The sequence below is a fragment of the Anaerovibrio sp. genome, from assembly GCF_024697385.1.
GTDB lineage: Bacteria > Bacillota > Negativicutes > Selenomonadales > Selenomonadaceae > Anaerovibrio.
Genome location: NZ_JAILFV010000179.1, coordinates 18,214 through 27,279, shown reverse-complemented (window position 1 = coordinate 27,279; position 9,066 = coordinate 18,214). Strand labels below are relative to the sequence as shown.

The following is a 9,066-nucleotide window of genomic DNA, read 5'->3' as shown; positions in this document are numbered from 1 at the left end:
ATAACGCCATTGTTCAAATTTTTCTTTTAAAAAGAAAAATCTTCCAATTAGCGTTTCAACGAGGTGGGAGATATGCTCACCACCTGTTAAAGCTTGTCCCCCCACCTATAGAGGAAGGGGACATCTTACACCGAGTTATATTACTGTTTAAAAATAAGAGTTTACCTGCCTGTGTATTGGAGGAAAAAATGAGACACGATTGGTCCGGAATGATAAATAATAAAAGGTTCAGGACAGCAGGGGCTGTATGTTTGGTATTGGTTATAGTTCTAGGTATTTTTGTCTTTGGGAAGGGACAGGATGGAAAAAAGAATAAGGGGCCTGCTTTGCCCAAGGTGGAGCTTTATCAGGTAAAACGGGGAGATATGATGAGGCATATCCTTTTATCAGGTCAGACTGTATCTGATGCCACTGTAGTGCTGGCACCTAAATATGCCGGTCGTGTGGTGGATGTGCGTGTGAAATTGGGGGATACAGTGTCTGAGGGGGATGTGCTGCTTGTTCAGGATACAGGTGATCTGGATATTGCCATAATGCAGGGAGAGGCTGCTACTGAGGCTGCCTATGCAGATGCAGAAACGGAAGAAGTGTCATATGATGCCAATCTGGCTAAAACAGCAGCGGCCTACGAGATTCAAAAAAGTCATTATGAACGCCAACAGTATCTGTTTTCCATTGGGGCAATATCCCAGGATACCCTGGATAATGCAAGGGATGGATACATCACCAGCAAGGCTGCCTATGATATGCTGTTGAACCAAAATAACGGGGATTCTCCGGCCAGTGTGCGTTCCAAACAGTTTGCAGCGCGTAAAAATGCCTACAGTGTTGATGCACTGAAAAAACAGCGTGATGATATGATTATCCGCGCACCCAGAGGAGGAATAATCGGTTATAGAAATGTTGAAGTCGGCAATTATCTGACTGCAGGCAGCAAGGTGCTCACCCTTATTGATAACAGTCACCTGTATGTGGACTGTTCTTTGTCGGAAAACGATGCTGCATTGCTGTCTGCCGGCATGCCTGTTGCTGTAACCATAGATGCCCTTGGGGAGCAATACAGCGGAAAGATTGTGTATGTAAGTCCAGGAATGGCTGATGGTTCAAAGGCATATTCTGTGAGAATATCCCTTGACATTGCCAAGGGGAATATCAAGGCAGGTCTTTTCTCACGCACTGCAATAGATATACTTCAGCGTAAGGATACGCTGTTTGCTCCAAAGGATGCCGTGCTGACTAAAAATGGGCGGACTACAGTGTTTGTCTACAATGATGCCCAGGAAACAGTAGAAGAGCGTGAGGTAACACTGGGACTGTTAAATGACAGCGAGGTCGAGATTTTAACAGGAATAAATGATGGTGAATCAGTTGTTGTCTCAAATCTTGACAGACTTAAGAATGGCTGTAAGGTCGTGTTAGGATCTGGTGATAAGTCAGGAGATGGAATTTGATGAATATTACTAAATTTTCCATAGCCCGGCCTGTTGGCATATCCATGATTGTGGCGCTATTTGTGGTTATTGGCCTGTTCAGCTTTTATCGAATCGGCATAGAATTACTTCCGTCGGTTAATACGCCGTATATTACTGTATTTGTACGGTATCCCGGGGCAAGTGCCGAATCTGTGGAGCAGCAGGTAGTCAAGCCTGTTGAAGAAGCCCTGTCATCCATATCAAATGTCAAGAGAATATCTTCTACAGCACGGTATGAGAATGCAAGGGTTACAGTGGAGCTTGAATTTGATGCCAATGCGGACAGTGCTGCCATAGATGCCACCAAGAAGGTGGAGTCAATACGCTATAAGTTGCCGGATGAGGCCGATGAGCCTGTGGTCATCAAACGGGATGAAAACGATGAGCCTATTGTTGAGGTAGCTGTCACTTCTGATGCTTCCATGGCGGATATGTACTCCAAGGTGGATAATGAATTTTCAGATGAAATACAACAGGCCGGTGGCGTTTCAGAAATAGATGTTTTTGGCGGGCTGGACAAAGAGGTTGCTGTGGAGGTAGATAAAGACCGCATGGCATCCTATAAGCTGACATTGGATGATATCGTGTCAGCCATAAAGAAAGAAAATCAGCTGCTGCCTTCGGGTACTGTTTATACGGATACTGTAAAATCTGATGTCCGTGCTGTCGCACAGTTTAAAAAAGCAGAGGATATAGAAAAGATTTTTGTCAAAAATTCCAGTCAGGAGCGTATTCCTATTACTGCAGTGGCTTCCATACGGCATCAAAATGCCAGGGTTAACCGCTATGGTAATTTCAATGGTGAAGCCTCTGTAATGATGGAAATATATAAAAACAGCGATGCCAATGTAGTGGAAACAGCCGATAATATCGAAGCAAAGCTGTCCAAACTGAAAAAAGAAAACCCGGATTATAATTTTACGATTATAAGTAATGATGCAGATTATGTACGGTCATCACTGCACAATACCCTTGGAACGCTGGTGGAAGGTCTTATTACTACCGGACTGGTATTATTTCTTTTCCTGAGAGGCTGGCGTTCTACCGCTGCGGTAATGATAGCGATACCTACATCCCTTATAGCAACATTTTTTGTCATGTATTCGGCAGGGTTTACCTTTAATATGATGTCACTGATGGGCATGACCCTTTGTATTGGCATATTAGTAGATGATTCTGTAGTAGTATTGGAAAACATATCACGCCATCTTCGCATGGGGGAGCCGGCTGCTCAGGCAGCGGAACAGGGGCGAATGGAAATCGGCATGGCAGCCATAGCAATCACTCTTTGTGATGCTGTTACATTTTTGCCAATAGCCTTTATGTCCGGTATGACCGGGCAGTTTTTCCGTCAATTTGGCCTGACTATTGTTTTTGCCGGGATGTTTTCCTTGTTTGTGTCCTTTACCCTTACTCCGATGCTGGCTGCCAAGCTGTATCGCAAGGGCTGGCAGCAGTCCCAAAACCCTGTTTGGTCCTTTATGGACCGAATGGAAGCAAAGGCTGTGGATATATATGACAAGCTATTGAAAAAATGCTTCAGGAATCAAAAAAAGCTTGTTGTAGGAGCATTGCTTCTGTTTGTGGGAACCGTTTCCCTGATTCCATTGGGAGCGGTGGGCGCAGAATTTATGCCCAGGACTGATGAGGGCAGTTTTCAGATGATTATTGAACTGCCGGTAAATCGCACTGTGGAGGAGACCTATAAGGTAGTTAGCAAAATAGAAGACAAGCTGCAGACAATTCCTGAGGTAAAGCATTATCTGGCCGGCTCAGGGGGCAGTAATTCCTATGAGGGGCGTGTTAAAGTACAGCTAAAGGACAGAAGCGAAAGGGACAGGTCTGTATGGGACATAGCAAATGAAATGCGTGCCTTTTGTGCTGGTATTGATAATGCTACAATTCGCGTTTCTGAAACCCAGACATCAGTAGCAGGAGTATCTGGTGGCAATGGTATCCGAGGTGGCGGAGCTCTGCGCATAGAGCTTCGTGGCATGGATAATGAGAAGCTGGCTGTGGCTGCCAATAAGGTCAAGGAAGTACTTAATACCAGGGTTAAGGGTGTATCGGATGTGGCCAGTTCATATGTTGAGGGGCTGCCTGAGCTGCAGATAACAGTTGATAGGGAAAAAATAAGGGCCATGGGCGTATCCGTAGGCGATGTCCAGACGGCAATTTCCTCGGCTATTTCGGGCCGCGGAGCAGGTTATATCAGTAACGATCCACTGAATGGCAGCCAGGACACAGATATTAATGTCAGATTCAGGGGGGCTGATGGCTTTAAGGCCTCTGATATAGCCTCTATTCCGATAAATATAAATGGTACCTCCATGTTTTTGGGGGATGTGGCACAGATGACATATGGCACGGGGCCGGTGCGTATCAGAAGGGTCGACAAGCAAAGGGCCATTACCATTTTTGCCAATGTGGGAAACAGACCATTAAATGATGTTATTCTGGATGTTAAGGCAGAAATGAAGAATGTAGACTTGGGGGAGGGCATTACCTATAAGTTCAGGGGTCAGTCGGACAATATGGATGAATCCTTTCAGCAGCTGTTTATGGCCTTACTGATGGCTATGGTCTTGATTTATATGCTCCTGGCCGTATTGTACGAATCACTGATAACACCCTTTATAAGAATGTTTTCCCTGCCTTTGGGAATAATCGGGGCAGTCCTGTTTTTGCTTTTTACCAATAATACACTGAATCTTTATTCCATGATAGGTATTTTGGTAATGGATGGTGTTGTGGCAAAAAATGGAACATTGCTGCTGGATTATACCATGACACTTCAGGACCGGGGATATAGTGCCTATGATGCTATTGTGGAAGCAGGTAAAGTCAGGCTGAAACCGATAATGATGACTACTATTACCATGATAGTCGGCATGCTTCCTACCGCACTGGCAGTTACGGAAGGTGCGGAAACAAGGGTGAGTATGGCCTGGGTAATTATTGGCGGACTTATCACTTCGACGGTATTTACACTGATAATAATACCGATAATTTTTATGTTCTTTGAGAATCACCCACCAAGAACATGGTTTGCAGGCATCCGCAGGAAAATTGCAGGATGAAGACTAGTCATTGAGGAGAGATAATTTGAGTATAGTTAATGTGGAAGGTATGTCACATGGCTTTGGAGCCAGGACAATATTTGAAGATGTGAGCTTTAGATTGCTGAAGGGAGAGCATGTAGCACTGGTAGGGGCCAATGGTGAGGGAAAATCCACATTTTTGGCCATAATAACCGGTCAGATGACGCCAGATGAAGGCAAGGTGGAATGGGCCAAAAGGGTTAAGGCCGGTTATCTTGATCAGCATGCAGTGCTAAAGGCTGGAATGACCATAAGAGATGTGTTGAAAACAGCCTTTGATGATATGTATAAGCTGGAAGAGGAAATGCAGTCCTGTTATGACAGAATGGGTGAGGTAGCCCCTGATGAGATGGAAAGGCTGATGGAGGAAGCAGGAGAAATCCAGGAAATATTGGATGCCCATAGCTTTTATACCCTGGACAGTAAAATTGAGGAAGTATCCGGAGGACTGGGGCTTAGGGACATTGGCTTGGATCGTATGGTTGATGAACTTTCAGGCGGCCAGCGCACAAAGGTGCTTCTGACAAAGCTGCTGTTGCAGAATCCTGATATTCTCATATTGGATGAGCCTACCAATTATCTGGATGCAGAGCATATAGAATGGCTGAAGACCTACCTTCAGGGATATGAAAACGCATTTATCCTCGTATCCCATGATATTCCTTTTTTAAATGCAGTTACCAATGTGATTTATCATGTGGATAATGCCTCATTGACGAGATACACCGGAAGTTATGAAAAGTTTCAGGAAATGTATGCCATAAAACGCCGTCAGGAGGATGCTGCCTATGAGCGTCAGCAGGCGGAGATTGCCCGGGAAAAGGATTTTATTCAACGCAACAAGGCCAGAGTGGCTACCAGAGGTATGGCTAATTCCAGGCAGAAAAAACTGGATAAAATGGAAGTCTTGGAAAAGCGCAGTGAAAAGCCTAAACCGCATTTTAATTTCCAGATGGATCGTACACCTGGCCGATATGTGATTGAAGCCAAGCGGCTGATACTGGGATATGATACACCTTTAACCAATCCGGTTGACCTTCAGCTGGAAAGGGGGAAAAAGGTTGCCCTTCGTGGAGTAAATGGCCTGGGGAAAACAACACTTTTAAAAACCCTGTTGGGGATGATAAAGCCAATATCAGGGACAATACAGCTGGGGGAATTTGTAACCCCGGGGTACTTTGAGCAGGAGTCAACCAAGGGCAATGATAATACAGCCATTGAGGAAATCTGGCAGGAATACCCTGGTATGACAGAATTTGAGGTCAGGGCGGCTCTGGCGGCCTGTGGTCTTACTAATGAACACATTACCAGCAAAATGATGGTCCTTTCCGGTGGGGAGGCAGCAAAGGTAAGGCTGTGCAAGATAATGCAAAGGCCGGCAAATCTTTTGGTGCTGGATGAGCCTACCAATCATCTTGATGTGGATGCCAAGGATGAGCTGAAAAGAGCCCTAAAGGCATATAAAGGTGCGATTCTTCTTGTATCCCATGAGCCTTATTTTTATGAGGATTGGGTAGATTCTGTTTGGAATATTGAAGGTTGGACTACTAAAATTATATGACGGGGCTGTTAATGGGAACCTGGCTGTGTTTAACGCAGTCAGGTTTTGCATTAATAAAAATCCCCAGTAACAGCCAGAGATAATTATTCATGCTTTATTGGAATGTTGCCCCGCTTCCCAAGGCTAAAGCCGGCAGCTTTCCGGCATATGTGGTAATTTCCCGGTATTATGCAGGACAATTTTAAGGTTGGCTTAAAGAACTTTTAATTAAATTTTAAGTGGTCAAGTGGATGACTTTCATATAATATGTAGGCAGAAAATAAGTCCTGAAATCAAGGACAGTTAAGGGAGGGGTTTATGATGAAAAAGACAATGGCAATAGGGGTAATGGCACTGGCAATGGGGGTGGTGCTTCCTTCAGTTGGGGATGATTTTCTGATTAATACAGCCATTGCCTGTGAAGAAGGCAGGGAAGCTGAGCAGGGGACGCCCGGAGGGATTCCATACAGCAAGGTTATAGCATATAATTCCGGCATAATTAATGAGAGGATTCATTCGTATGTTGACGGAAAATTGCTGATGGATGCCCAGACCTACAGTGTCACACTTGCACCTGAGGAAATCGGGAAATATCCGGTGCTCCAGGCAGCACTGGAGAAATTGACTGAGGAAAATCATCAGAACATGCTGAATAAGCTGGTTTCATGGCAACCTGATTTGCAGGAACTGTATAAACATGGCAAGGACAATGGGATGTATCAGGAGAATGTTCCCTTTGCCTATGAGCTGACCTATAGTGGACAACGGGCTGACAGTACCGTATTCAGCTGTGTAGGGACTGAATATGTATTTCTTGGCGGAGCACATCCGGTCACCTATTATAAAGGGGTGGTTATAGACAGCGAGTCCGGTAAAAGACTGAAGCTGCAGGATGTTTTGAAAACAACGGATGGTTTTGCGGAAATCGTGGCCAAGGAAACTGAAAAGGAAATTTTAGACCGTCATATTCCTATGGACAGGATCACACTGGTAAACAATATACAGAAGTTGATAGATGATCAGAATTTGCAGTTTGCCCTTACAGCGGATGGAATGAAGGTATTGTTCGGAAGTTATGCTATGGGAATATATGCCTATGGAACCTTTGAGATTGATATTCCACAGGCGGAATATTTTAATATTTGCAATCCTAAATATATTTTTTATGGCAACAGGCCAAGGGGGTAGGCTGTAGGCATTAAAACGAAAAAGTGCAGGTATCAGAAGATAAGGTAATGGACATAAATGGTCGTAACGGGGGTTACTGATTATGTGTCACTACATTCTGATAGCTGCACTTTTGTATGTCAGAAGTTATGGATGTTGTTTAGGGCAACGGCAGGAAAAGGGAGTATCTGCCTCAGAGGTTTACTGACGGGGCCATACTGCCTTGGGGTATTTATGTTGTCAAAGACCTGTTAAATATTTACCTTTGCCATTTTTAGGCGTGGTATATGGGTTATTAAGCCCATTTCGTATGCGTATTTGTAGAACACAGAGAGATTATCCAGATATTCTTCTGTGAGATTCCATTTTATTACATTGAGATATTCGTTGAGCTGGTTAAAGGTCAAAGGCTTTGTGTCCAATATGGAATTAATTGCTTCCTTTTTGTGAGCAATTCCGTAATGCATGGCGGCGTACAGGCGATCATACAGGAGCTGCAGCTGGTCAGGATGCTTTTCGGCAAAATCCTTGTGAACAGTCCATACAGCATATACCATACATCTTCCTGTCAGTTTCTTCCACTCAATCCCCATATCATAATAATAAAAGTGCTCCTTGTCCTGATGATGGTATACATTAAGGGCATCGTCACCAATCAGCAGTGCGGCAGTGGCATCCTCAGGAACAGGATTTTCCGGTGATATATGGCGGGTATAATAGATGGGATTGGCATCATAGGCTTTATGCAATATGATTTTTGCAAAGGTATGGGATGTAGCTGATTGAGCTGTAAGGATGATCTTGTCTTCGTTGATGTCATAAATTGGCTTGCGGGAAACCATGATTATGCTGCGGACTGGGCCGTCAGCCCGGACACAGAGGTCAGGTAAGATCAGCAGCTTGTCATCATTTTTTGCATATATAATTGATGATACTTCACTGGCATCCAGGCGGTTATTTATTAGATCATTATTCATAACAGAAGGGACACCCCTTTTTATGTCAATGCCTTCGTCGAAGCCACATTGTGTGAGGCTGTATGTCAAGGGCAGGACATTGAGAAAATGAATATGTCCCAGGCGTGGTTTTTCCATAATATTCTCCTATGTCAATTTTGGATTAATAAATCAAACATATGATATTATACAAAGAAATAAGGAATTTGTTTAGTCCTTTGCTGAATGTGTAATGTATACATGTTTGGTGGACGCAAAAAACTCCTGCTTTAAAGGTTATTTGATAAAGCAGGAGTTTTATATTATTCGTTTTTGTTGTCTTCCTTGGATTTTGCCAACATTTTTATTACCTTGCTGCCTGTATTATGAATGCGTCTGAGAGGAGCCACCTTGGTTTTTGTCTTTGGCTTCATGTCAGTATTTTTTCCAAAATCACCCCGTTTTAATATGGTGGTCTTGGTTTTTTCAGGCTTGAATAATTTCTTGATAGAACTGAATACCTGTTCAGGAGCAGCGTTCTCTTCACACAGAAAGGCATCAGCAGAAACATACTGCAGTTCAGGGAAGGCATGAACTGTGATATGTCCTTCATTGAAAAGCAATACGATGGCAATGTGCTCATCTGGCATCATCTGACTGGTGGAAGAGAGAATCTCCAGATTGCTTTCCATCAGCATTGATTTTATAGTTGTCTGTAAGGCATACATATCATCAAAGCATGAATTTTTGCATTTATACATGTCCACAGTAATGTGACGCGCAATAATATTCAATAATATCCCCCTTCCAAGTGTTTATTTATGCTAATAATTATACAATAAACACTTATT

Annotated in this window: 6 protein-coding genes; 4 read left to right on the top strand and 2 right to left on the bottom strand. The window is 43.6% G+C overall.

Features of this window, described 5'->3' with window-relative positions; translation table 11 throughout:
• Positions 1-188: 188 nt before the first annotated feature.
• From K6C05_RS09425 to K6C05_RS09410, 4 genes are all read left to right on the top strand, one after another.
• Positions 189-1,451, top strand: coding sequence for an efflux RND transporter periplasmic adaptor subunit (locus K6C05_RS09425; RefSeq protein WP_296734046.1), 1,263 nt, complete (start codon positions 189-191; stop codon positions 1,449-1,451).
• Positions 1,451-4,552, top strand: coding sequence for an efflux RND transporter permease subunit (locus K6C05_RS09420; protein ID WP_296734044.1), 3,102 nt, complete (start codon positions 1,451-1,453; stop codon positions 4,550-4,552). The genes K6C05_RS09425 and K6C05_RS09420 overlap by 1 nt, the downstream gene beginning before the upstream one ends.
• Before the next feature lie 25 nt (positions 4,553-4,577).
• On the top strand, positions 4,578-6,134 hold the full coding sequence (locus K6C05_RS09415; RefSeq protein WP_296734042.1) for an ABC-F family ATP-binding cassette domain-containing protein: 1,557 nt from the start codon (positions 4,578-4,580) through the stop codon (positions 6,132-6,134).
• Between the two features lie 297 nt (positions 6,135-6,431).
• Positions 6,432-7,301, top strand: coding sequence for a DUF3298 and DUF4163 domain-containing protein (locus K6C05_RS09410; RefSeq protein ID WP_296734041.1), 870 nt, complete (start codon positions 6,432-6,434; stop codon positions 7,299-7,301).
• 230 nt (positions 7,302-7,531) lie between these two features.
• On the opposite strand, the gene K6C05_RS09405 is transcribed toward K6C05_RS09410, so the two are convergent.
• Entirely contained in the window at positions 7,532-8,374 is an 843-nt protein-coding gene (locus K6C05_RS09405) for a menaquinone biosynthesis protein (protein ID WP_296734039.1), read from the bottom strand.
• A 164-nt stretch (positions 8,375-8,538) separates the two neighbouring features.
• Complete coding sequence (gene speD, locus K6C05_RS09400; protein ID WP_296734037.1) at positions 8,539-9,009, bottom strand: adenosylmethionine decarboxylase; 471 nt, start codon at positions 9,007-9,009, stop codon at positions 8,539-8,541.
• Between the last annotated feature and the right edge of the window lie 57 nt (positions 9,010-9,066).